The sequence below is a fragment of the Streptomyces flavofungini genome, assembly GCF_030388665.1.
In the GTDB taxonomy this organism is placed as follows: Bacteria; Actinomycetota; Actinomycetes; order Streptomycetales; family Streptomycetaceae; genus Streptomyces; species Streptomyces flavofungini_A.
On record NZ_CP128846.1, the window covers coordinates 6978835 to 7000438 of the forward strand.

25 protein-coding genes are annotated in these 21604 nt (G+C 73.8%); 20 read left to right on the plus strand and 5 right to left on the minus strand.

The genetic code is table 11. The annotated features are described in order from the left end of the window. Nucleotides 1–72 precede the first annotated feature (72 nt). The 4 genes from QUY26_RS29835 to QUY26_RS29850 all read left to right on the plus strand — a co-directional run bounded on the left by QUY26_RS29835 (nucleotide 73) and on the right by QUY26_RS29850 (nucleotide 4251). Entirely contained in the window at nucleotides 73–1284 is a 1212-nt protein-coding gene (locus QUY26_RS29835) for an NYN domain-containing protein (protein WP_289952002.1), read from the plus strand. Nucleotides 1285–1543: 259 nt separating this feature from the next. Then, on the plus strand, nucleotides 1544–2509 hold the full coding sequence (locus tag QUY26_RS29840) for an ABC transporter ATP-binding protein (protein ID WP_289952004.1): 966 nt from the start codon (nucleotides 1544–1546) through the stop codon (nucleotides 2507–2509). Between the two features lie 166 nt (nucleotides 2510–2675). Continuing rightward, nucleotides 2676–3482 (plus strand): ABC transporter permease, encoded by an 807-nt coding sequence (locus QUY26_RS29845; protein ID WP_436840536.1) that lies wholly within the window; start codon nucleotides 2676–2678, stop codon nucleotides 3480–3482. Nucleotides 3483–3537: 55 nt separating this feature from the next. Continuing rightward, nucleotides 3538–4251, plus strand: a complete 714-nt coding sequence (locus QUY26_RS29850; RefSeq protein ID WP_289952006.1) for a DUF2567 domain-containing protein — start codon at nucleotides 3538–3540, stop codon at nucleotides 4249–4251. 307 nt (nucleotides 4252–4558) lie between these two features. Here the strand turns inward: QUY26_RS29850 and ybaK are convergent, their stop codons facing one another. The 4 genes from ybaK to QUY26_RS29870 all read right to left on the minus strand — a co-directional run bounded on the left by ybaK (nucleotide 4559) and on the right by QUY26_RS29870 (nucleotide 8645). Continuing rightward, nucleotides 4559–5059 carry a Cys-tRNA(Pro) deacylase gene (ybaK, locus tag QUY26_RS29855; RefSeq protein ID WP_289952007.1) on the minus strand — a complete coding sequence of 167 codons (501 nt, stop codon included), beginning with the start codon at nucleotides 5057–5059 and terminating at the stop codon, nucleotides 4559–4561. Nucleotides 5060–5108: 49 nt separating this feature from the next. Then, entirely contained in the window at nucleotides 5109–5849 is a 741-nt protein-coding gene (locus tag QUY26_RS29860) for an LON peptidase substrate-binding domain-containing protein (protein ID WP_289952008.1), read from the minus strand. A gap of 11 nt (nucleotides 5850–5860) precedes the next feature. Further along, on the minus strand, nucleotides 5861–6877 hold the full coding sequence (locus QUY26_RS29865; RefSeq protein ID WP_289952010.1) for a hypothetical protein: 1017 nt from the start codon (nucleotides 6875–6877) through the stop codon (nucleotides 5861–5863). Between the two features lie 253 nt (nucleotides 6878–7130). Then, a complete protein-coding gene (locus tag QUY26_RS29870; protein WP_436840537.1) occupies nucleotides 7131–8645 on the minus strand; it encodes an oxidoreductase in 1515 nt (504 codons plus the stop codon). Between the two features lie 259 nt (nucleotides 8646–8904). Between QUY26_RS29870 and hisD the strand changes: the two genes are divergently transcribed. The 11 genes from hisD (at nucleotide 8905) to QUY26_RS29925 (ending at nucleotide 16935) form a co-directional block, all read left to right on the plus strand. After that, nucleotides 8905–10230, plus strand: coding sequence for a histidinol dehydrogenase (gene hisD, locus QUY26_RS29875; RefSeq protein ID WP_289952014.1), 1326 nt, complete (start codon nucleotides 8905–8907; stop codon nucleotides 10228–10230). After that, nucleotides 10227–11342, plus strand: a complete 1116-nt coding sequence (locus QUY26_RS29880) for a histidinol-phosphate transaminase (RefSeq protein WP_289952015.1) — start codon at nucleotides 10227–10229, stop codon at nucleotides 11340–11342. The genes hisD and QUY26_RS29880 overlap by 4 nt, the downstream gene beginning before the upstream one ends. Further along, nucleotides 11339–11932: an imidazoleglycerol-phosphate dehydratase HisB gene (hisB, locus tag QUY26_RS29885; protein WP_030361642.1), complete on the plus strand. Its 594-nt coding sequence runs from the start codon at nucleotides 11339–11341 to the stop codon at nucleotides 11930–11932. The genes QUY26_RS29880 and hisB overlap by 4 nt, the downstream gene beginning before the upstream one ends. A 2-nt stretch (nucleotides 11933–11934) precedes the next feature. After that, complete coding sequence (locus QUY26_RS29890; protein WP_030361641.1) at nucleotides 11935–12099, plus strand: hypothetical protein; 165 nt, start codon at nucleotides 11935–11937, stop codon at nucleotides 12097–12099. Then, nucleotides 12090–12746, plus strand: a complete 657-nt coding sequence (gene hisH / locus QUY26_RS29895) for an imidazole glycerol phosphate synthase subunit HisH (RefSeq protein WP_289952020.1) — start codon at nucleotides 12090–12092, stop codon at nucleotides 12744–12746. Before QUY26_RS29890 ends, hisH begins: the two co-directional genes overlap by 10 nt. Further along, complete coding sequence (gene priA / locus QUY26_RS29900; RefSeq protein WP_289952022.1) at nucleotides 12743–13471, plus strand: bifunctional 1-(5-phosphoribosyl)-5-((5-phosphoribosylamino)methylideneamino)imidazole-4-carboxamide isomerase/phosphoribosylanthranilate isomerase PriA; 729 nt, start codon at nucleotides 12743–12745, stop codon at nucleotides 13469–13471. The genes hisH and priA overlap by 4 nt, the downstream gene beginning before the upstream one ends. Beyond that, on the plus strand, nucleotides 13468–13878 hold the full coding sequence (locus QUY26_RS29905; protein WP_289952024.1) for a RidA family protein: 411 nt from the start codon (nucleotides 13468–13470) through the stop codon (nucleotides 13876–13878). The genes priA and QUY26_RS29905 overlap by 4 nt, the downstream gene beginning before the upstream one ends. Beyond that, nucleotides 13875–14630 carry an imidazole glycerol phosphate synthase subunit HisF gene (gene hisF, locus QUY26_RS29910; RefSeq protein WP_289952026.1) on the plus strand — a complete coding sequence of 252 codons (756 nt, stop codon included), beginning with the start codon at nucleotides 13875–13877 and terminating at the stop codon, nucleotides 14628–14630. The genes QUY26_RS29905 and hisF overlap by 4 nt, the downstream gene beginning before the upstream one ends. 157 nt (nucleotides 14631–14787) lie before the next feature. Next, a complete protein-coding gene (locus QUY26_RS29915; protein ID WP_289952028.1) occupies nucleotides 14788–15414 on the plus strand; it encodes a winged helix-turn-helix domain-containing protein in 627 nt (208 codons plus the stop codon). A 12-nt stretch (nucleotides 15415–15426) separates the two neighbouring features. Then, on the plus strand, nucleotides 15427–16668 hold the full coding sequence (locus QUY26_RS29920) for an MFS transporter (RefSeq protein ID WP_289952030.1): 1242 nt from the start codon (nucleotides 15427–15429) through the stop codon (nucleotides 16666–16668). A gap of 78 nt (nucleotides 16669–16746) precedes the next feature. Beyond that, nucleotides 16747–16935, plus strand: a complete 189-nt coding sequence (locus QUY26_RS29925; protein WP_289952032.1) for an antitoxin — start codon at nucleotides 16747–16749, stop codon at nucleotides 16933–16935. A 152-nt stretch (nucleotides 16936–17087) separates the two neighbouring features. On the opposite strand, the gene QUY26_RS29930 is transcribed toward QUY26_RS29925, so the two are convergent. Further along, complete coding sequence (locus QUY26_RS29930) at nucleotides 17088–17723, minus strand: TIGR03085 family metal-binding protein (RefSeq protein WP_289952035.1); 636 nt, start codon at nucleotides 17721–17723, stop codon at nucleotides 17088–17090. An 81-nt stretch (nucleotides 17724–17804) separates the two neighbouring features. On the opposite strand from QUY26_RS29930, the gene hisI reads away from it, so the two are divergent. The 5 genes from hisI (at nucleotide 17805) to QUY26_RS29955 (ending at nucleotide 21416) form a co-directional block, all read left to right on the plus strand. Next, nucleotides 17805–18188: a phosphoribosyl-AMP cyclohydrolase gene (gene hisI, locus QUY26_RS29935; RefSeq protein ID WP_289952037.1), complete on the plus strand. Its 384-nt coding sequence runs from the start codon at nucleotides 17805–17807 to the stop codon at nucleotides 18186–18188. Nucleotides 18189–18199: 11 nt separating this feature from the next. Continuing rightward, the gene (locus QUY26_RS29940; protein ID WP_289952038.1) at nucleotides 18200–19708 is read left to right on the plus strand and encodes an anthranilate synthase component I; all 1509 of its coding nucleotides are present in this window, start codon (nucleotides 18200–18202) and stop codon (nucleotides 19706–19708) included. Between the two features lie 7 nt (nucleotides 19709–19715). After that, nucleotides 19716–20393 carry a TIGR02234 family membrane protein gene (locus QUY26_RS29945; RefSeq protein ID WP_289952041.1) on the plus strand — a complete coding sequence of 226 codons (678 nt, stop codon included), beginning with the start codon at nucleotides 19716–19718 and terminating at the stop codon, nucleotides 20391–20393. A gap of 207 nt (nucleotides 20394–20600) precedes the next feature. Beyond that, nucleotides 20601–20834: an HGxxPAAW family protein gene (locus QUY26_RS29950; protein ID WP_289952043.1), complete on the plus strand. Its 234-nt coding sequence runs from the start codon at nucleotides 20601–20603 to the stop codon at nucleotides 20832–20834. Between the two features lie 144 nt (nucleotides 20835–20978). Next, entirely contained in the window at nucleotides 20979–21416 is a 438-nt protein-coding gene (locus QUY26_RS29955) for a DUF2752 domain-containing protein (RefSeq protein WP_289952045.1), read from the plus strand. Nucleotides 21417–21604 lie beyond the last annotated feature (188 nt).

A 21604-nucleotide genomic window follows, 5' to 3' on the forward strand; every position in this document is an offset into this window, starting at 1 on the left:
CCGGATCCCTGCCCGGGATCTGTGGGATCTTCGGGCACCTTCAGGAATCTTCCAGGAAAGAGGGTGGATGGCGTGGACCGCTGCATCGTCCTGGTGGACGCCGGGTATCTGCTGGGAGCCGCCGCGAGCCTCCTCGCGGGAGAGCCGTCCCGGTCCAGGATCACCGTCGACCACACCGCCCTCATCCAGGGGCTGCGCGAGCGCGCCGAAGCCGACACGGAGCGGCCGCTGCTGCGGATCTACTGGTTCGACGGCGCCCCCGACCGCGTACCCCAACCGGAGCACCGCAGGCTCCGCGTCATGCCCCGCGTCACCGTCCGCCTGGGCGCCCTGACCCGCAGCGACGGCCGCTGGGCGCAGAAGGGCGTGGACGCCGCCATGCACGCCGAGCTGACCGAGCTCGCCCGCAACGGAGCCTGCTCCGACGTCGTGCTCGTCACCGGCGACGGCGATCTGCTGCCCGGCATGATGGCCGCCAAGGAGCACGGCGTCGCCGTCCACCTGTGGGCCGTGCAGGCCGCCGACGGCGACTACAACCAGTCCGAGGACCTGGTCGCCGAGGCCGACGAGCGCCGCGTCCTGGACCGCGTCTGGATCACCAAGGCCGTCCGTGCCAAGGAGCTGACCGGCGTCTGCGCCCCGCCGCCCGCCCCCCGCCCCGAGATCGCCGCGATCCTCTCCGCCCCGCTGCCCGAGTCCGCGCTCGCCGCGAGCGCCGAGCAGGCCGCCGCCCCGCACCCGGCCGCGGCCCCCCGCGCCCAGGAGAACGGGGACCGGCATCCGGCCACGAAGGGCGTGCCCACCCCCAAGGACCTCGCGGCCCTGCGCGCGCCCGGCGTGCACCACCCCAAGGAGCCGGCGAGCGCGACCCTGCGCTGGTCGTCCGACAAGGGCTGGGTCGACCGCCCCGGCGCCCCCGCCGAGCCCCCGGAGGCCGCCGCGCTGCCCACGCTCGCCCAGCTCACCACGGCCGAGCAGCGCTGGGCCGACCGCGAGGAGGACATCACCACCGTCGGCGGCGACCCCTACGAGGTCGGCCAGGTCTTCGCCCGGCGCTGGATGGGGCGCCTGCCCGAGCAGCACAACCTCCAGAAGCTGGGCGCGATGTACCCGCGCATCCCGCACCGCATCGACGGCGAGCTGCTGCGCTACGCCGCCCGGTTCGGGCTGCTGGCCCACAAGGACGACCAGATCGACGAGCACGACCGCTACGCGATCCGGGCGGGCTTCTGGCGCGAGATCGACGTACGCACGGCCGCCGAACACGCGCCCGCGGGGGAATGAGCGCCGGAATGCGCAGGGCGATGCGCAGCACGATGTGCAGGGCCGTGAGCAGGGGATCGGTGTCCCTGGCGCCTTGGGCGCGAGGCATCGCGCGCGGGGACGAGGGCCCCCTTTCCGGTACGACGAGGGGGCGCGAGAGCCGCCCCGCGCGCCCTACCGGACACAGGACCCCGTACCCTCGTCCTTCGTGAGTACGCGCGCGGCACAGGCAGTCCGACAGGGGCTCCGGCAGGGGCACGGCAGCGATGCCGTCTGCGTCGTGCGTGACCTGGTCAAGGTCTATCCCGCCGCCCGCGGCAGGCGCGGCAGGCCCGCCACACCCGAGGTCCGGGCCAGCGACGGCCTCGGCATCGAGGTCGGCCGCGGTGAGATCTTCGGCCTCCTCGGCCCCAACGGCGCGGGCAAGTCCACCCTCGTACGCCAGCTGACCGGCCTGATGCGGCCCGACAGCGGCAGCGTCCACGTCCTCGGCCACGACATCGTGCGCCACCCGGAGCGGGCCGCCAGGCTCCTCGCCTATCTGGGCCAGGAGTCCACCGCCCTGGACGAGCTGACCGTCTCCCTCGCCGTCGAGACGACCGCGCGTCTGCGCGGGCTCGACACCGCCCGCGCGCGGGCCGAGCGCGACGACGTCCTGGACGAGCTGGGGCTCACCGCCCTCGCCTCCCGGCCCCTGAAGAAGCTCTCCGGCGGCCAGCGCCGGCTCGCCTGCTTCGCCACTGCCCTGGTGGGGGAGCGGCGGCTGCTCGTGCTCGACGAGCCGACGACCGGCATGGACCCGGTGGCGCGGCGCGCCGTGTGGGGCGCCGTCGACCGGCGCCGCGCCGAGCGCGGCACCACCGTCCTGCTCGTCACCCACAACGTCATCGAGGCCGAGACCGTGCTCGACCGCGTCGCCGTGCTCGACCACGGCCGGGTCATCGCCTGCGACACGCCCGCCGGGCTCAAGGAGCAGGTCGCCGGGGAGGTCCGGGTGGAGCTCGTCTGGCGCGAGCGGGCGCCCGTCGAGGTGCCCGAGGTCGCCGCGCTGCGCTCCTCGGCGGTCGAGTCCGGGCGCAAGTGGACGCTGCGGCTCGCACCGGAGGAGGCACGGGCGGCCGTCGCCGCGGTCACCGGCGGGGGCGCCTTCGCCGCGCTCGACGACTTCACGTTGGCCACGCCCAGCCTGGAGGATGTGTATCTCGCCCTGGGCGGGCGGGGCGGCGACGGGCTGGTGAAGGCGTGACAGCTCCTCTCCGCCGCGGGGTTCGCGGGGTCGCCGCCGGGCGGCGGACGCCGTCCGCCCGCCCAGCCGTCACCCCGGCCCGTGAGAGCAACGCACGAAGCAGGGTGGGCTCCGCCCGCAAGCGTCAGGACGTCGGTAGGAAGGTTGTCCGTTGAGTGCCGTTCCGCTGGAAGCCGTCGTGCGCGCCGAGGACCGCGTCGCGGAGGTGACGGACCCCGTCGCGCCGCTCGGGGCCCGGGCGCGGCTCCTGCCGGCCCTGGGCGCCGTCTACCGGGCACAGCTGTCGCGGGCCCGCGTCGCGCGGATCCCGCTGCTCTTCGTCGCCACCTTCCAGTCCGTCGGCATCATGATCCTGATGCGGGGCGTCGTGGACGGGGGCGGTGAGGCCCACGCCGTCGTCGCCGGGTCCTCCGTCCTCGTGGTCGCGTTCGTCGCGCTGAACCTCCTCGCCCAGTACTTCGGCCAGCTCCGCGGCGACGGCGGCCTCGACCACTACGCCACGCTGCCCGTGCCGCCCGCCGCCGTCGTCCTCGGCGCCGCCGCCGCGTACGCCTCCTTCACCGTCCCCGGCACCATCGTCACGGCCGTCGTCGGCTGCGGGCTCTTCGGCCTGCCGCTGACCCACCTGTGGGTGCTCGCCGCCGTCATCCCGCTCTCCGGCGCCGCCCTCGCCGGGCTCGGCGCCGCCCTCGGGCTGCTCGCGCCCCGGCCCGAACTCGCCACCCTGCTCGGCCAGATGGGCATGTCCGCCGCGCTCCTGCTCGGGGTGCTCCCGGCCGAGCGGATGCCCGAGTTCCTGCAGTACGCCCGCGACCTGCTGCCCTCCACGTACGGCGTGGAGGCCCTCGCGAGGACCTTCGGAGCCGACCCCGACTGGGGCGCCGTCGCCCTCGACCTCGCGGTCTGCGCGGGCGTCGGCGTCGCCTCGCTGGCCGTCGCCACCTGGGCCTACCGGAGGGCCGCCGTCCGCTGACGCCGATCCGCCGTCCGGTGGCGCGGTTCTCAGACGGAGCTGGCACCATGTGTGCGTGACCGCACCGCTGACACCCTCCCAACCGCCGCACGACCGCCCCGAAGACAGCACCGTCGGCGCTGCCGACTCCACCGGCCCCGACAACCCCTGGCGGGAGCCCCCGCGGTCCTCGGGGCACGCGGCCGGGACGGCGCACGAGGAGGGCGGAACCCCCGTGACGACCGACCTGAAGGCCGATGTGCGGGACGCCGTGGTGATCGGGGTCGCGGTCGCGGCCAGTGGGGTGCTGCTCGGGCTGCTGTGGCTGTGGCTCGCGCCCAGCGTGCCGCTCATCGCCGACAAGACGACCGTCTACCTCAAGGACACCGAGGGCGAGCAGGCCATCGGGGTCGACGGAACGTTCGCCCTCCTCGGGCTCGGCTTCGGGCTCCTCAGCGCGGTCGTGGTGTTCCTCGTGCGGCGGCGGGGCGGGATCCCGCTCGTCGTCGGGCTCGCCGCGGGCGGGCTGCTCGGCGCTGTGCTCGCCTGGAAGGTGGGGGTCTGGGTCGGGCCCGAGACCGATGTGGCCGCGCATGCGCGGGACGTGGGGGCGGGGGTGGTCTTCGACGCACCCATGGAGCTGAAGGCCAAGGGGGTGCTGCTCGCGTGGCCCGTCGCCGCGATGGTCGTGCAGCTGGTGCTCACGGGGCTCTTCGGGCCCCGGGATCCGGAGCCGTTCTCCTCGTACGAGAGTCCGTACCGGGATGCTCATGAAGGGCCGGAGCGGTAGCGGCCCTGTGGGGCATTCCCCGATCCCGCTCCTTCCCGAGACCGGGAGCCGCGCCCCCGGACCCCCGCTATCGGCGCTTCGCGCCTCGTCCTCAAAGGCCGGACGGGGCTGAAACCATCCAGCCCCCTCCGCGGCGGAGCCGCATATCGACGCAGCCGGGAAGGGGCGGGACCGGGGAGCTCCCGGCCGGGCCTACGCCGGTCGCCTGCCGTGGTTGGACTTGCCCTTGCGTATCCGCCACTTCCGCTTGCGCGTCTTCTTCGACATGGGTGTGGTCCTAGTCGAGGACCGGGCCCCCGTCGAGGGGTCATTCACGCCCGATCGGGGCGAGTGTCGCGGAGGTGAGGGCGGCGAGGTCGGCGGGGGAGAGCTCGACCTCCAGGCCGCGGCGGCCCGCCGAGACGCAGATCGTGGGGTGGGCGGACGCCGAGTCGTCCAGGACGGTCCGCAGACGCTTGCGCTGGCCGAGGGGGGAGATGCCCCCGCGGACGTAGCCGGTGGTGCGCTCGGCGGCCGCCGGGTCCGCCATCGTGGCGCGCTTGCCGCCGACCGCCGTGGCCAGCGCCTTCAGGTCGAGGGTGCCCGCGACCGGGACGACCGCCACGGTCAGCTCGCCGTCGACCTCCGCGACCAGGGTCTTGAAGACGCGGTCGGGGGACACGCCCATGGCCTCGGCGGCCTCCTGGCCGTACGAGGGGTGGGCGGGGTCGTGGTCGTAGGAGTGCACGGTGAAGACGGTGCCCGCCGCGGTGAGGGCGACCGTCGCGGGGGTGCCGCCAGCCTGCGTCTTCTTCTGCTTCTTCGCCACGCTGCTCGCCAACTTCCGCGGTTCGTACGGGAGGGGGTCCGGCCCCGCCTCAGTTGAGGCTGGTCGTGCCGCGCGTCAGTTCCGTCGCGGGCAACGACGGCAGGTTACGGATGATCGCGGTCTCGGCGCGCAGCAATTTCAGCTCGGCGCGCAGCCGGGCCGCCGTGTCGGGCGCTTCGAGGAGCTCCTGCTTGGTGGGGGTGTCGAGGACGGCCGCCGCCGCGACCAGGTAGGACACGACCGAGGGCTCGTCGGGGAGCTCCGCGCTGGTCGACAGGGACCGCTCACGGGCACCCGCGAGCCGCTTCTGGTACGAGCGGAAGGCGCGCAGGACGCCCTCGGCGAGCGCGCCCGCCTCCTCGCCGGGCTGCTCCTCCAGCGGTTCGAGCTCGCCGACGAGGTAGGGCCCGGAGGCGTCCACCGAGAGCAGCCGCACCCGGGTCGTGCCGGTGGCGAGCACCTCGAAGCCGCCGTCCTCGCGCTCCCGGATGGTCGCCGCGTCCGCGACGCAGCCCACCTCGTGGAACGCCTTCATCGGGTCGTCGCCGAAGCCCGCGGCGGGGCCCTGCTCGGGCTGCGCGGTCTGGTCGGGCAGGCCCGGCGCGCTCGGCGCCACTTCGCGGCCGTCGCGGATGGCCACGACCGCGAACTGCCGCTGCTCGTCGTCGGGGACCTTCAGGAGTTCGCGCATCATGGCGCGATAACGCTCCTCGAAGACGTTCAGGGGCAGCACGAGCCCCGGGAACAGCACCGAGTTGAGCGGGAAGAGCGGAAGCCGGACGGTCGTCACGATCGGAAAGCCTAACGGCCGTCGGCACCCCGGCCGCCCGCGTCGCTCCGCCGCGGCCGCAGCGGCGTCCGCGCCGCGACCTCTATGCGCACCCCGTCCCTCAGCTCCAGGAACTGCCCGAGCGGGTCGTCGGAGAGCCGGTCCCAGGGGAAGGACGTCGCGTACGGGCCGATCAGGTGGAGCTGGTCGAGGGCGTCGTGCCAGCGCTCCAGGCGGATCAGGACGTACATGAGGAGGTTGCGGACCTCGGCGGGCCAGGGGTCGGCGGCGGCGTACTCGCCGGACAGGGCGATGGCCAGGTCGGCCGCCTTGTCCAGGCGTTCGCGCGGCAGATTCCCGGCGGCGCTGGTGAGGTACGCGAACGCGGCGCGCACCGGCAGTGCCTGTATCAGCGAGCCGGGCAGCGCGTCGGCCGCCGCCCGCTCCGCGAAGTGGAAGCACTCGGTGTGCGAGCCGTACCAGTCGGCCGACAGGTACATCAGGGCCGAGGCGTGGCAGCCGTAGTGGTACGAGGAGCGGCGCACCGCCTGCGCCCACAGCTCCTCGAACTCGGTGTGCGTGGCGTGGGTGCCGCGGGCGTGGTCGAGCGCGATGCGCCAGGGCACCGGGTCGCGCGGGTCGGCGTCGGCGGCGGCCGTCAGCAGCGGGCTGACCTCGCGCAGGAGTTCCGCGCGGGCGGGCGACTCCCAGCCGCGGACGACGGCCAGCTCGGCCTTGAGGAGCAGCGCGTCCGGGTCGTGCGGGGCGGCGGAGAGCCAGTCGTCGAACCACTCCGAGCGGGAGCGGGCGAAGGCGGCGAGGCGGGTCGTGTACCGGTCGCGGTTCTCCCACTCGGCGGCCTCGCGGGTGGTGGCGAGCAGCTTGGCGGCCGGGCCGTACTCGCCCCGGCCCGCCGCGACCAGGGCGGGCCCCAGTCGGTCGTCCGGCACGTCGAGCAGCACTTCGTCGTCGGGGGTCAGGCCGTCGGCCAGGCGGGGGGTGTGCCGGATCATGCGGGCGGTGCGGACGAGGGCGCGCAGCAGCGGCATCTGGCTGTCCCCCTTCGCGCCCCGACCGGCGCCGCCGCGTGGGGCGGGGCGCCGGGGCCGGTGTCGTGGTCGGTGCTGCGGCCCGCTCGTGGTCCGCGAGCGGGTCTCTTGCTGGTCGCGTGTGTTGACGGGCGAGGTGGGCCGATGGTTGCCCTCCGTCGGATAACGGTTCAGCCGCGAAGCGCGGGCCGCCCGCGAGGCGGCCGCCCCCGGCCCGGCCGCCCCGGACCGTCCCGCTCGCGCCCCCGCGCCCTCAGTTCCGCCGCAGCAGCCGTGTGGCCCCCGCCGCCACCGTCGTCGCCAGGATCCAGCCGAGCAGGATCAGGACCGCGGCCAGCCACTGCCAGCCCCCGCGGAGCTGCCAGTAGCTGTCCTGGCCGAGGTTGATGACGGGCAGGAGCAGGTCGAGGGCGAAGAGGGAGGGGTTCCAGTTGGGGTGTTCGCCCGGTTTGAGCGGGGGGTGGTCGGCGCGGGAGAAGGCGATGGCGCTCGCCGCCCACAGGACCGCCATCCACAGCGCGGCCCGGCCGGGCCGGTAGCCGTAGGCCACCGTCCAGTCCTGGGCGTACCCCCAGAGCTTGGCGGCCGCGGGCAGCGTCTCGCGGCGGCGGCGCTGCTTGGCGAGCAGGACCTCGCGGGCGTCGGCGTCCTCGCCGCCGTTGCGCAGGACGGTGGCGAGCTTCTCGTACGGCTCGGGGTTGTACTCGGCGGTGGCCGCGGCCACCCACTCCAGGCGCCGCGACAGCGGGAAGCTGCCCTGCGGGATGAGGTTCTCGTACGTGAAGCCGCCCATCTGCAGGTTGCCGGGCCCCGGCCAGCTGGAGGAGCGGTCCATCAGGTTCACCACCCGCGCGCCGGACAGCACGATCCTGCCGCGCTGGGGCGCCTCGGACAGGAAGCGCAGCTCGGGCGTCTGGACGCGGCGCAGCGACACCTCCTGGTCGTTCTGCAGCGTGAACCGCGCCTGGCCGAAATCCACCGCGTCGCCGAAGCGTCCGTCGTCCAGGCGGATGCCGCCCTCGCACTCGAAGCGCTGCACGCGGGTGCCGCGCGCGGGTGTCGTGCCGCTGGTCTGCGGGGGATTTCCGACGCCCGCCGGGGTCAGGTACAGCGTGCGCTCGACGGTCAGCTGGGGTGCGTTCAGGGCGCGGCGGCTGTACGGGTTGGCGAGGCGGCTGCCGCGCAGGCTCAGGCTGACGCCGACCTTCGCGCCGCGCAGGCTCAGCTCCCCGTGCGACTCCAGCATCTCGGCCTGCAGGTCCTGGCCGACCGTCATGCCGTCGCCCGTGATCGAGCGGCCGCGCCGGTCGCGGTAGACCACGGCTTGGTTGAGCAGCAGGTCCGTGCCGATGTGGGCGTCGGTGAGCCGCATGCCGTTGTGCAGGCGGCAGCGCGGCATGTGCAGATCGCCCTCGGTGTGCAGGCGGGCGGCCTCCAGACGCGGGATGGAGCAGTCGACCAGGCGCAGCGTGGTGAAGCGGGCCTCGGGCAGCAGGATCTCCTTCTCGAACCGGCAGCCCTTCAGCTCCGTGTACGGCACCACGGTGCCGCCCGCCAGGTCGAGCACGTCCGTGATCTGCACCCCGGCCAGCTTCAGGGACGACACCCGCCCCGCGAGCGCGGGCGGACCGTCGAGCAGCAGCCAGCACACGATGCGCGCCCGGACACTGCGCTCGGGGCCCCAGGGATACCCGCCGTGCGGATCGTCCTCCGCGGCGTCCCCCGACCTCAGGTCGTACACGCTGCCGTTGCGGAACGCCTGCCACATGCCGATCTCCGCTGCGGTCAGCCCGTCCGGCGGGTCCCCGATGCCGGTGTCGTCGACCACTGCTGGTGTCCTCCCGTGTGTGCGCCGGCGTACTCGTGCCTCGTACACCTGTTCATGCCCGCTCCGTGACCGCCTGAACGCTAGTGGTGAACACGGTCTTCCGTTAATTCGCCGGATGGAATGTCCGGGTCCGCGGGGCCTGTATCAGCCACTGATACGGGCGACCGGCCGCGGATGGCCGTCTGAGAGAATTGGCCATGTGATCTCTCGAATCGATCTGCGCGGCGACGCCCTCCCCGAGGGCAACGCCCTACGCGCCCTGCTGCCCCGTGCCGACTTCGACGTCGCCGCCGCCCTGGAGAAGGTGCGGCCGATCTGCGAGGACGTGCATCATCGCGGCGACGCGGCGCTGATCGAGTACGCGGAGAAGTTCGACGGCGTGAAGCTGGAGCACGTGCGGGTGCCCGCCGCCGCGCTCACCGAGGCCCTCGCCGGGCTCGACCCGGACGTCCGCGCGGCCCTGGAGGAGTCCATCCGCCGCGCCCGCACCGTCCACCGCGCCCAGCGCCGCGCCCCGCACACCACCGAGGTCGTCCCCGGCGGCTCGGTCACCGAGAAGTGGGTGCCGGTCGAGCGCGTCGGCCTGTACGCACCCGGCGGCCGCTCCGTCTACCCGTCCTCCGTGATCATGAACGCCGTGCCCGCGCAGGAGGCCGGCGTCGCCTCCATGGCGCTCGCGTCCCCGCCCCAGGCCGACTTCAGCGGGCTGCCGCACCCGACGATCCTCGCGGCCTGCGCGCTGCTCGGCATCGACGAGGTGTACGCGGTCGGCGGCGCCCAGGCCGTCGCGATGTTCGCGTACGGCACGGACACCTGCGCCCCTGCCAACATGGTCACGGGCCCCGGCAACATCTGGGTCGCCGCCGCCAAGCGGTACTTCACCGGCCGCATCGGCATCGACACCGAGGCCGGGCCGACCGAGATCGCGATCCTCGCCGACGACACCGCCGACCCGGTGCACGTCGCCTCCGACCTGATCAGCCAGGCCGAGCACGACCCGCTGGCCGCCGCCGTCCTCGTCACGGACTCCACCGAGCTCGCGGACGCCGTGGCCAAGGAGCTGGAGCCGCAGGTCGCCGCGACCAAGCACGTCGAGGACCGGATCGCCCCGGCCCTCGCGGGCAGGCAGTCCGCGATCGTCCTGGTCGACGGCCTGGACGAGGGCCTGCGCGTCGTCGACGCGTACGGCGCCGAGCACCTGGAGATCCAGACCCGCGACGCCGCCGCCGTCGCCGACCGCGTCAAGAACGCGGGCGCGATCTTCGTCGGCCCCTGGGCGCCGGTCTCCCTCGGCGACTACTGCGCGGGCTCCAACCACGTGCTGCCCACGGGCGGTTGCGCGTGCCACTCCTCGGGCCTGTCCGTCCAGTCCTTCCTGCGCGGCATCCACATCGTGGACTACACCCGCGAGGCCCTGGCCGACGTCGCGCACCACGTGGTGACGCTCGCGGAGGCCGAGGACCTGCCCGCGCACGGCGCCGCGATCAAGGCCCGCTTCGGGTGGAAGGTGCCGGAGAACAAGTGACCCACATCGACGACCTTCCCGTACGCGACGAGCTGCGCGGCAAGTCCCCCTACGGCGCGCCCCAACTCGACGTCCCCGTACGCCTGAACACCAACGAGAACCCCTACCCGCTGCCCGAGCCGCTGGTCGAGCGCATCGCCGAGCGCGTGCGCGAGGCCGCCCGCGACCTGAACCGCTACCCCGACCGGGACGCGGTGGAGCTGCGCACCGAGCTCGCGCGCTACCTCACCCGCACCGGCGGCCACGAGGTGACGCGCGCCCACGTGTGGGCGGCCAACGGCTCGAACGAGGTCATCCAGCAGCTCCTGCAGACCTTCGGCGGCCCGGGCCGCACGGCCATCGGCTTCGAGCCCTCGTACTCGATGCACGGCCTGATCGCCCGTGGCACCGGCACAGGCTGGATCTCGGGTCCGCGCCGCGAGGACTTCACGGTCGACCCGGAGGCGGCGGCGCGCGCCATCGCCGAGAACGCGCCGGACGTCGTCTTCATCACCACCCCCAACAACCCCACGGGCAACGCCGTCTCCGCCGAGACGGTCATGGCGCTGTACGACGCCGCGCAGGCCGCCAAGCCGTCGATCGTCGTGGTCGACGAGGCGTACGTGGAGTTCAGCCACGGCGCCTCGCTGCTCCCGCTGCTCGAAGGCCGCCCGCACCTCGTCGTCTCGCGGACGATGTCGAAGGCCTTCGGCGCGGCCGGGCTGCGCCTCGGCTACCTCGCCGCCGACCCCGCGGTCGTCGACGCGGTCCAGCTGGTGCGCCTGCCCTACCACCTCTCGGCCGTCACCCAGGCCACCGCCCTGGCCGCCCTGGAGCACACGGACACCCTCCTCGGATACGTCGAGCAGCTGAAGGCCGAGCGCGACCGCCTGGTCACCGAGCTGCGGGCGATCGGCTTCGAGGTGACCGAGTCCGACGCCAACTTCGTGCAGTTCGGGCGGTTCGAGGGCGAGGGCGCCACCCACGCGGCCTGGCAGCGGATCCTCGACCGGGGCGTCCTCGTCCGGGACAACGGAGTGCCGGGGTGGCTGCGGGTGTCCGCGGGAACCCCCGCCGAAAACGACGCGTTCCTCGATGCGGTACGCGAACTGAAGAAGGAGCAGAGCGCATGAGCCGCGTTGGCAGAGTCGAGCGGACCACCAAGGAGACCTCGGTCCTCGTCGAGATCGACCTCGACGGCACCGGCAAGGTCGACGTGTCGACCGGGGTCGGCTTCTACGACCACATGCTCGACCAGCTCGGCCGCCACGGCCTGTTCGACCTCACGGTCAAGACCGACGGCGACCTGCACATCGACTCGCACCACACCATCGAGGACACCGCCCTCGCCCTCGGCGCCGCCTTCAAGCAGGCCCTCGGCGACAAGGTCGGCATCTACCGCTTCGGCAACTGCACGGTCCCCCTCGACGAGTCCCTCGCCCAGGTCACCGTCGACCTCTCCGGACGCCCCTACCTGGTGCACACAGAGCCGGAGAACATGGCGCCGATGATCGGCGCGTACGACACGACGATGACCCGGCACATCTTCGAGTCCTTCGTCGCCCAGGCGCAGGTCGCCCTGCACATCCACGTGCCCTACGGACGCAACGCGCACCACATCGTGGAGTGCCAGTTCAAGGCCCTCGCCCGGGCGCTGCGCTACGCCAGCGAGCGCGACCCGCGCGCGGCCGGCATCCTCCCCTCCACGAAGGGCGCGCTGTAGCCATGAGCGGTACCTCCACCCTGCTGTTCTTCGTCGGTCTCTTCCTGCTCGGCGGCGTCTACTCCTTCGTCAAGCAGAAGCAGTCCAAGAGCCTGATCACGCTGCTCTCCATCGGCGCGGGCATGTGCCTGATCGCGGGCGTCGTCCGCCTGGAGGTGTGGAATTGACCTCCTCAGCCTCACGTAAGCGGGTCGTCGTCTTCGACTACGGCTTCGGCAACGTCCGCTCCGCGGAGCGGGCCCTGGCCCGCGCGGGCGCCGACGTCGAGATCACCGGTGACTTCGACAAGGCCATGAACGCCGACGGCCTCCTGGTGCCCGGCGTCGGCGCCTTCGAGGCCTGCATGAAGGGCCTGACGGCGGCGCGCGGCGACTGGATCGTGGGCCGCCGCCTGTCCGGCGGGCGGCCCGTCATGGGCATCTGCGTGGGCATGCAGATCCTCTTCGCGCGCGGCATCGAGCACGGCGTCGAGACCGAGGGCCTGGACGAGTGGCCCGGCACGGTCGAGCCGCTGAAGGCCGACATAGTCCCGCACATGGGCTGGAACACCGTCGAGGCGCCCGCGGGCTCCGAGCTCTTCAAGGGCCTCGGCGCCGACGAGCGCTACTACTTCGTGCACTCCTACGCGGTCCACGACTGGTCCCTGGAGACCGTGAACCCGGCGCTGCGCGCCCCTCTGGTCACCTGGGCCACGCACGGCGAGCCGTTCGTGGCGGCCGTGGAGAACGGCGCCCTGTGGGCCACCCAGTTCCACCCCGAGAAGTCCGGCGACGCCGGCGCCCAGCTCCTCACCAACTGGATCGGAACCCTGTGAGCACCCTCGAACTCCTTCCCGCCGTCGACGTCCGCGACGGCCAGGCCGTGCGCCTCGTCCACGGCGAGTCCGGCTCGGAGACCTCCTACGGCTCCCCGCTGGAGGCCGCCCTGGCCTGGCAGCGGTCGGGCGCCGAGTGGCTGCATCTGGTCGACCTGGACGCCGCGTTCGGCACCGGCGACAACCGCGCCCTGATCGCCGAGGTCGCCGCCGCCATGGACATCAAGGTCGAGCTGTCCGGCGGCATCCGCGACGACGACACCCTCGCCGCCGCCCTCGCCACCGGCTGCACCCGCGTCAACCTCGGCACCGCCGCCCTGGAGACCCCCGAGTGGGTCGCCAAGGTCATCGCCGAGCACGGCGACAAGATCGCGGTCGGCCTCGACGTGCGCGGCACGACCCTGCGCGGCCGCGGCTGGACCCGCGACGGCGGCGACCTGTACGAGACCCTGGAGCGCCTGAACGCCGAGGGCTGCGCGCGCTACGTGGTCACCGACATCGCCAAGGACGGCACGCTCCAGGGGCCGAACCTGGAGCTCCTGAAGAACGTGTGCGCGGCCACCGACCGCCCCGTCGTCGCCTCCGGCGGCGTCTCGTCCCTGGACGACCTGCGGGCCATCGCCGAGCTCGTGCCGCAGGGCGTCGAGGGCGCGATCGTCGGCAAGGCGCTGTACGCGAAGGCGTTCACGCTGGAGGAGGCCCTCGCGACGGTGGCGTCGTCATGACCGGGGACATCCGCCGGGTGAGCTCGGGCGGGCCGTGGGAGGAGTCCATCGGCTACTCCCGCGCCGTCGCGCTGCCGAGCGGTCTCGTCCTGGTGTCGGGGTGCACGTCCGTGGTGGACGGCGCCATAGACGCGGGCACGCCGTACCAGCAGACGCTCAACGCCTTCCAGGTCGCCTTCGACGCCCTGAAGAAGGTCGGCCTCGGCCCCGAGCACGTGGTGCGCACCCGGATGTACCTCACGCACGCCCGGGACGTCGAGGACGTCGGCCGCGCCCACAAGGAGCTGTTCGACGCCGTCCGCCCGGCCGCGTCCATGCTCATCGTCTCCGGCTTCATCGACCCGAGCCTGGTCGTCGAGGTCGAGGTGGAGGCGTACGCGCCCCCCGGGGCCGGTGATGGCGCATGACGCTCGCCGTACGGGTCATCCCCTGCCTCGACGTGGACAAGGGCCGCGTCGTCAAGGGCGTCAACTTCCAGAACCTGCGCGACGCGGGCGACCCCGTCGAGATGGCCAAGGTGTACGACGCCGAGGGCGCCGACGAGCTGACGTTCCTGGACATCACGGCGTCCTCCGGTGACCGCGAGACGACGTACGACGTGGTCCGCCGCACCGCCGAGCAGGTCTTCATCCCGCTCACCGTCGGCGGCGGCGTGCGCACGGCCGAGGACGTCGACAAGCTCCTGCGGGCCGGCGCGGACAAGGTCGGCGTGAACACCGCCGCCATCGCCAGGCCCGACCTGATCCGCGAGATCGCGGAGCGCTTCGGGCGCCAGGTGCTCGTCCTCTCCGTGGACGCGCGCCGCACGGCGACCGGCTCCTTCGAGGTCACCACGCACGGCGGCCGGAAGTCGGCCGGGATCGACGCCGTGGAGTGGGCGCACCGCGCGGCCGAGCTCGGCGCGGGCGAGATCCTGCTGAACTCGATGGACGCCGACGGCACGAAGGACGGCTACGACATCGAGATGATCGAGGCCGTCCGCGAGCACGTCAGCGTCCCCGTCATCGCCTCGGGCGGCGCGGGCCGCCTGGAGCACTTCCCGCCCGCCGTCGCGGCGGGCGCGGACGCGGTGCTCGCCGCCTCCGTCTTCCACTTCGGCGACCTGCGCATCGGCGAGGTCAAGGACACGCTGCGATCGGCGGGCCACCCCGTCAGGTAGCTCCGCGCGCGAGAAGGCCCCGGTTCACCTCAGGGTGGCCGGGGCCTTCGCGTGCGCGGACAGGAGGGCGGGCGGGAGGGGATGCCCGGGCAGATACGAAGGGAAAGTTGCGCAAAATCAATTGCGCAACTTTCCCTTCGTATCTAGCGTGGCGGGCATGACCGACAAGCCCGGACAGGGCGAGCGGAGCGCGGGCGACCGGCCCGAGGACCGCCGCATCACCGACCTCGGCACGCTGAAGGCCTTCGGCCACCCGCTGCGCCTGAAGCTGTACCGCTCCCTGTACGTACGCCGCAGGGCGACGGCCTCGCAGCTCGCCGACGAGGTCGACGGAGCCGTCGCCCTGGTCAGCTACCACTTGCGCAAACTCGCCGAGCACGGCCTCATCGAGGAGGCGCCGGGCGCCCACCGCGGCGACGGCCGCGAACGCTGGTGGCAGCCCGCGCAGCAGGGCCTGAGCCTGCACCGGCGCGACTTCGAGGACGCCCCCGAGAAGCTCGCCGCGCACAGCGCCGTGACCCGCGTGATCGTCGACCAGCGCACCGACGCCTATCTGCGCTACCTGGACGAGCAGCCCGCCTGGAGCCCCGAGTGGCAGGCCGCGGCGGACGGCTCCGACTACCTGCTCCGGCTCACCGCCGCCGAACTCGCCGAACTCTCCGGCGAGTTGCGCGCCGTCATCAACAAGTACGTCGGCTCGGGCGACGCCGCGCACGAGGCGGGCGACGACGCGGGGCGCGAGAACGTCGCGCTGCACCTCTACAGCTTCCCGTTCCGGACCTGAGGGGCACCGCCCGTGACCGTCACAGGGACGCGCACCGCCCCGGCCCCCGGGAAACCCGCCCACCGAGACGGCAACGTCCTGCGCTGGCTCGCCGCGTACACCGCCTCGATGATCGGCGACAGCGTCTACTTCGCCGCCCTGTCCTGGGCCGCCGCGCGCAGCGGCAGCGCGACGCAGACCGGGCTCGTGCTGGCCGCGGGCGCCGTGCCGCGCGCCGTCCTGATGCTCGGCGGGGGAGTCGTCGCCGACCGGTTCGGGCCGCGCCGCGTGGTGCTCGCCAGTGACGCCGCGCGCTGCCTGGTCACCCTCGCCCTGGCCGGGGTCCTGCTGGTGTCGACGCCCGCGGTCGGGCTGCTCGTGGCGGCGGCGCTGCTCTTCGGCGTCGTGGACGCGCTGTTCCTGCCGAGCGTGGGGGCGCTGCCGCCGCGGCTCACCGTGCCGGGGGAGCTGGCCCGGGTGCAGGGGATGAAGACGCTCGGGCAGCGGGTGGCGACGGTGACGGCGGCCCCGGCGGGCGGCCTGGCCGTCGCGCTCGGCGGGCCCGCGGCGGGGTTCGCCGTGGCGGGGCTGCTCTTCGCGCTCTCGCTGCCGCTCCTGCTCGCCGTACGGCTGCGCGGACTTCCCGCCGACGACCGGGCGGGCACCGCCGAGCCCGCCGGGCGGCAGCTGGTGAGCGGTCTGCGGTACGTGCGCGGGCACCGGGTGCTCGCGCCTCTGATGGTCGTGATCGCCGTGACCGAGATGGGTTTCTCCGGGCCGGGCAACGTCGGCATCGTGCTTCTCGCCGACGAGCGGGGCTGGGGCGCGAGGGGCATGGGGTGGATCGTCGCGGGCTTCGGCGCCGGGGCGGGGCTCGCCGCCCTCGGCGTGGCCGTGCGGGGGCGGGTGCGGCGGGCCGGGGCCGTCCTGTCGTGGACGGCGCTGCCGGGGGCGGCGGCCCTCGCGGCGCTGGCGTTCGTGCCGTCGGTCCCGGGGGCCGTGCTCGCGGCGCTCCTGGTGGGGCTGCTGCTCGGGCTCGGCGGGGCTCTCGGCGGCGCGCTCCTCCAGACCGTCACCGAGCCCGCGTACCTGGGGCGGGTCACGTCGGTGGCGAGCCTGCTCACCCTCGGGGTGCCGCCGCTGTGCTACCCGCTCACCGGGGCCGCGATCGGGCTGTGGGGCGTCGGTCCCGTGTTCGTGGCGGGGGCGGTGGTGACCGGGGCCGGGGCCCTGGTGGGGCTGTGGTGGCTGCGCGGGGCCGAGCTCGCCCGGTGACAGCGGGGGCTTGCGGATGCGCGCTGCGTACGCGGAGCCCATGCTGGAGGTGACCGACGAACAGCAAGGAGGTCGGCGATGTCTGTGATGGACAAGCTGAAGCAGATGCTCAAGGGTCACGAGGACAAGGCCGGACAGGGCATCGACAAGGCCGGTGACTTTGTCGACGACAAGACCCAGGGCAAGTACAGCAGCCAGGTCGACACGGCCCAGGACAAGCTCAAGGACCAGCTGGGACGTGATCAGGGCCAGCCTCCCCAGGCATGACGCCGCGGCCTCCCGTCGCGGCTGACCAGCGGCGCTGACGTCCGCTGCGGCCCCGCACCGCGCACCTGAGACGGCCGCGGCAGGCGCTCACCGCGCCCGTCGCGGCCGTTCCGCGTCCCGGGGAGGCCGTTGCGCGTCCCGGGGGCGCGGCCTCAGAGCCCGAGCTGCTTCGTCTCGTGCAGCCGCGCGATCGCGTCCTTGTCGCCCTCCAGCTCCACCTCCGCCGCCTCCTGGCGGCCGAAGGCGAACATCAGGAGCTCGCCCGGCTCACCCGTCGCCGTCACCACGGGCGCGCCGCGGTGGGCCACCGCCGTCTGGCCGTCGGGGCGGCGAAGCACCAGACCCACCGGGGCCTTGCGGCCGACGACACGGGCCATCCGCTCCAGGCGGGACCACAGGGCCTCGGCGAAGACGGGGTCGAGCTCGCGCGGCGTCCAGTCGGGCTGCGCGCGCCGCACGTCCTCGGCGTGGACGTAGAACTCCACGGCGTTCGAGGCCTCGTCGACCTGCTTCAGGTTGAACGGCGAGAACCGCGGCGGCCCCGTACGGATCAGCTGGATCAGCTCCTCGTACGGCTTCGCGGCGAACTCCGCCTGCACCCGCTCCAGGCGCGAGGCGAGCTGCTTGATCAGGATTCCGCCCGCGGCGTCCGCGCGCCGCTCGCGCACCACCACGTGGGCCGCGAGATCCCGGGTGGTCCAGCCGTCACAGAGGGTCGGGGCGTCCGGTCCCGCCGCCTCCAACAGGTCGGCGAGGAGGAGCCGTTCACGCTTGGCATGGGTCGACATGGAGCCAGCCTACGACCGGGTGCCCGGTCCGGACAGTGGACGTCCGCCGGGTGAGCGCCGCGCGGGCGGCACAATGGCCCCATGACCGCATCGCCGCAGCCCAGCAGCCTCGACCCGGAGATCGCCGCGCGCCTCAAGCGCAGCGCCGACGGCCTGGTCCCCGCCATCGCCCAGCAGTACGACACCGGTGAGGTGCTGATGCTCGGCTGGATGGACGACGAGGCGCTGCACCGCACCCTGACGACGGGCCGCTGCACGTACTGGTCCCGCAGCCGCCAGGAGTACTGGGTCAAGGGCGACACCTCCGGCCACTTCCAGCACGTCAAGTCCGTCGCCCTCGACTGCGACGCGGACACCGTCCTCGTCCGGGTCGACCAGGTCGGCGCCGCCTGCCACACCGGCACCCGCACCTGCTTCGACACCGACGTGCTCGCCGTGGCCGACGCCCCGGCGCCGGGTCAGTAGGGTCTTGACCCATGGATCTGGAGACCTTCCGCAAGCTCGCGACCGACCGCCGGGTGATCCCCGTCAGCCGCCGACTCCTCGCGGACGGGGACACACCGGTCGGGCTCTACCGCAAGCTCGCCGCCGAGCGCCCCGGGACGTTCCTCCTGGAGTCCGCGGAGAACGGCCGCTCGTGGTCCCGGTACTCCTTCGTCGGCGTCCGCAGCGCCGCCACCCTGACGGTCCGCGACGAGCGGGCCCACTGGCTCGGCACCCCGCCCGTCGGCGTGCCCACCACCGGCGACCCGCTGGACGCCCTGCGCGCCACCGTCGAGGCCCTGCACACCCCGCGCGACCTCACCGGCGCCGAGGGCCTGCCCCCCTTCACCGGCGGCATGGTCGGCTACCTCGGCTACGACATCGTGCGCCGCCTGGAGAAGATCGGCCCGGGGGAGCGGGACGACCTGAAGCTCCCCGAGCTGACCATGCTGCTCACCAGCGACCTCGCCGTCCTCGACCACTGGGACGGCTCGGTCCTGCTCATCGCCAACGCGATCAACCACAACGACCTCGACACCGGCGTCGACGAGGCGTACGCCGACGCGCTCGCCCGCCTCGACGCCATGCAGGCCGACCTCTCCCGGCCGCTCTCCCAGCCCCCGGCCGCGCTCCCGCCCTCCGAACTGCCCGAGTACACCGCGCTGTGGGGCGGCGAGCAGTACCAGGAAGCCGTGGAGGACATCAAGGAGCGCATCCGCGCGGGCGAGGCCTTCCAGGTCGTGCCCTCGCAGCGCTTCGAAACCCCGTGCGAGGCCGGCGCGTTGGACGTCTACCGCGTCCTGCGGGCCACCAACCCGTCCCCGTACATGTACCTGTTCCGCTTCGACGGGTTCGACGTCGTCGGCTCCTCGCCGGAGGCGCTCGTCAAGGTCGAGGACGGGCGGGCCATGGTGCACCCCATCGCCGGGACCCGGCCGCGCGGCGCGACCCCGCAGCAGGACCAGGCGCTCGCCGAGGAACTCCTCGCCGACCCCAAGGAGCGCGCCGAGCACCTGATGCTCGTCGACCTGGGCCGCAACGACCTGGGCCGGGTCTGCACGCCCGGCTCCGTCGAGGTCGTGGACTTCATGTCCATCGAGAAGTACTCCCACGTCATGCACATCGTCTCCACGGTCACCGGCCGCGTCGCCGAGGGCCGCACCGCCTTCGACGTGCTCACCGCCTGCTTCCCCGCGGGCACCCTCTCCGGCGCCCCCAAGCCCCGCGCCATGCAGATCATCGACGAACTGGAGCCGTCCCGGCGCGGCCTGTACGGCGGCTGCGTCGGCTACCTGGACTTCGCGGGCGACTCCGACACCGCCATCGCCATCCGCACCGCGCTCCTGCGCGACGGCACCGCGTACGTGCAGGCCGGAGCCGGGGTCGTGGCCGACTCCGACCCCGTCGCCGAGGACACCGAGTGCCGCAACAAGGCCGCCGCCGTGCTGCGCGCCATCCACACCGCGAACCGGCTGCACGGCGCCGGGAGCCGTGAGGGATAGTGGACGGGTGACTTCTGCAGTGCCAACATCCCGTACCGACGGCGTGTCGCCCGCTTCCGACGGGGCGCCACGGGTGGCCGCCGACCCCGCACCCCGCGGCGGCCGGCGCAGCCTCGCCGCCGCCCTGCTGCTCGGCGCCGCCGGGGCCGCCCTCGCGCTGCTCGCGTCCCGGCAGTCCTGGGCGCACGGCACGACGGCCGTGGCAGGCGGCGACTTCCCGCTGACGGCCAAGGGCAGCGACGTCACAGGCGTGCCCGCGGCCCTCGCCATAGTGGGCCTGGCCGCGCTCGTCGCCGTCTTCGCCGTGCGCCGCACCGGGCGCCTGCTCGTGTCCCTGCTCCTCGCGCTCAGCGGCGTCGGCATCGTCGTGGCCGCGCTGCTCGGCGCGAACGACCGCGACGCCCTGGACGAGAAGGCCGCCGAGACCTCCGGCGACGCCGCCTCCCAGATCGCCGGGCTCAGCCACACCGGCTGGCCGTATGCGGCCGTCGCCGCGGGCGCCCTGATCCTCGTCGCCGGACTGCTCGCCCTCTTCCGCGGCCGCAACTGGCCCGCGATGTCGGGACGTTACGAACGCGACGGCTCCCCGCGCCCCCGCGCACCCCGCCGCGCCCCCGACCCGGACCGGCCCGAGGAACTGTGGAAGGCCATCGACCGCGGCGAGGACCCGACCCGCGAGGCCTAGGTCCCGGCCCACGAGGCCCGGGACCCGCCCGGAGGACCGGGCTCGACGGCCGGGCCCACCGGACCCGGCCCGGCCCGGGACCCCGCGCTCAAGGCATACGCGCCGGTACGGGACAATGGAGCCGAGCGTCCGACTCACGGGGGCGCGGGACCGGCGATCCGCCCGGACCGGCGCCCACCCCACACGCATAGCTACGAGGAGCAAGTCATGGCGGGCAGCAGCCACGGACACGGTCACACCCCGGCCGCATGGACCGGCGTCATCATCGCCTTCATCGGTTTCTGTGTCGCGGGCGCCTTCATGGTGATGGACAACCCGCTCGGCTTCTGGGCCGGCATGGCCCTCACCCTCGTCGGCGGCATCGTGGGCGGCGCCATGCGCCTCGCGGGCCTCGGCCAGAAGCCGCAGCGGGCGCCGCGGGTGGCGAGCTCCGAGAGCTGACCGCGACAGCGGGCACACACACGCCTCAGGGGGCCAGAACACGTTCTGGCCCCCTGAGGCGTACCCGGCACCGGCCGGACCACTTCGCCCCTCCGTCGGCGTACCACCCGGGCGCGCGGGCCCCGCACGGGAGACAATGCCGAGGTGACCCCAGAACCGCAGACCACCGCGCCCACGGGCCCGGCCGGAGCGCTCAGGCGCCTGGCCGTGCCGCTCGGCCTGCTCGGCTCGGTCACCGCGGCCTTCGCGTACGTCGCCACAGTCGACCCGAACGAACCGGGCCACTACCCGCCCTGCCCGCTCCTGCACTACACGGGCATCTTCTGCCCGGGCTGCGGCGGCCTGCGCAGCGCCCACGCCTTCGCGCACGGCGACCTGCCGACGGCCATCGGCGCCAACGCGCTGGCCGTCGTGGGCTTCGCCCTGTTCGCGGTGGTGTGGGCCCTGTGGGCGCTGCGGACGGCCCGTGGCAGACCGCTGCGGCTCGAACTGGGCCGTGCCCAGCTGTGGGGCGTCGGCATCGTCGTCGCCCTGTTCACCCTCGTACGGAACCTGCCGTTCGGCGGCGCGCTGCATCCCTAGGGGCACCTCCGGGGGCCCGGCCGACGCGTCCTAGCACTCCGCCGCACGCCTGACAAATGTCCAGGTCGTGGGACCCACGTCAACCGGATGCGGGTCCTTCGCCCTCCTGCGGATACCATCGCAGTGACCATGGGAAAGCCCGTCGAGGGCCGACCGAGGGGCAGTGTTCTGCTGCAACACCGCTCTGA

What these genes read in the sequence shown, in the direction of transcription:
- hisB (WP_030361642.1), top strand. Translation starts at nt 11,339, where the DNA reads ATGAGCCGCGTTGGCAGAGTCGAGCGGACCACCAAGGAGACCTCGGTC.
- QUY26_RS29940 (WP_289952038.1), top strand. Translation starts at nt 18,200, where the DNA reads ATGGATCTGGAGACCTTCCGCAAGCTCGCGACCGACCGCCGGGTGATC.
- QUY26_RS29915 (WP_289952028.1), top strand. Translation starts at nt 14,788, where the DNA reads ATGACCGACAAGCCCGGACAGGGCGAGCGGAGCGCGGGCGACCGGCCC.
- QUY26_RS29925 (WP_289952032.1), top strand. Translation starts at nt 16,747, where the DNA reads ATGTCTGTGATGGACAAGCTGAAGCAGATGCTCAAGGGTCACGAGGAC.
- hisI (WP_289952037.1), top strand. Translation starts at nt 17,805, where the DNA reads ATGACCGCATCGCCGCAGCCCAGCAGCCTCGACCCGGAGATCGCCGCG.
- QUY26_RS29905 (WP_289952024.1), top strand. Translation starts at nt 13,468, where the DNA reads ATGACCGGGGACATCCGCCGGGTGAGCTCGGGCGGGCCGTGGGAGGAG.
- QUY26_RS29865 (WP_289952010.1), bottom strand. Translation starts at nt 6,877, where the DNA reads ATGCCGCTGCTGCGCGCCCTCGTCCGCACCGCCCGCATGATCCGGCAC.
- QUY26_RS29930 (WP_289952035.1), bottom strand. Translation starts at nt 17,723, where the DNA reads ATGTCGACCCATGCCAAGCGTGAACGGCTCCTCCTCGCCGACCTGTTG.
- QUY26_RS29950 (WP_289952043.1), top strand. Translation starts at nt 20,601, where the DNA reads ATGGCGGGCAGCAGCCACGGACACGGTCACACCCCGGCCGCATGGACC.
- QUY26_RS29890 (WP_030361641.1), top strand. Translation starts at nt 11,935, where the DNA reads ATGAGCGGTACCTCCACCCTGCTGTTCTTCGTCGGTCTCTTCCTGCTC.
- hisF (WP_289952026.1), top strand. Translation starts at nt 13,875, where the DNA reads ATGACGCTCGCCGTACGGGTCATCCCCTGCCTCGACGTGGACAAGGGC.
- QUY26_RS29870 (WP_436840537.1), bottom strand. Translation starts at nt 8,645, where the DNA reads ATGTGGCAGGCGTTCCGCAACGGCAGCGTGTACGACCTGAGGTCGGGG.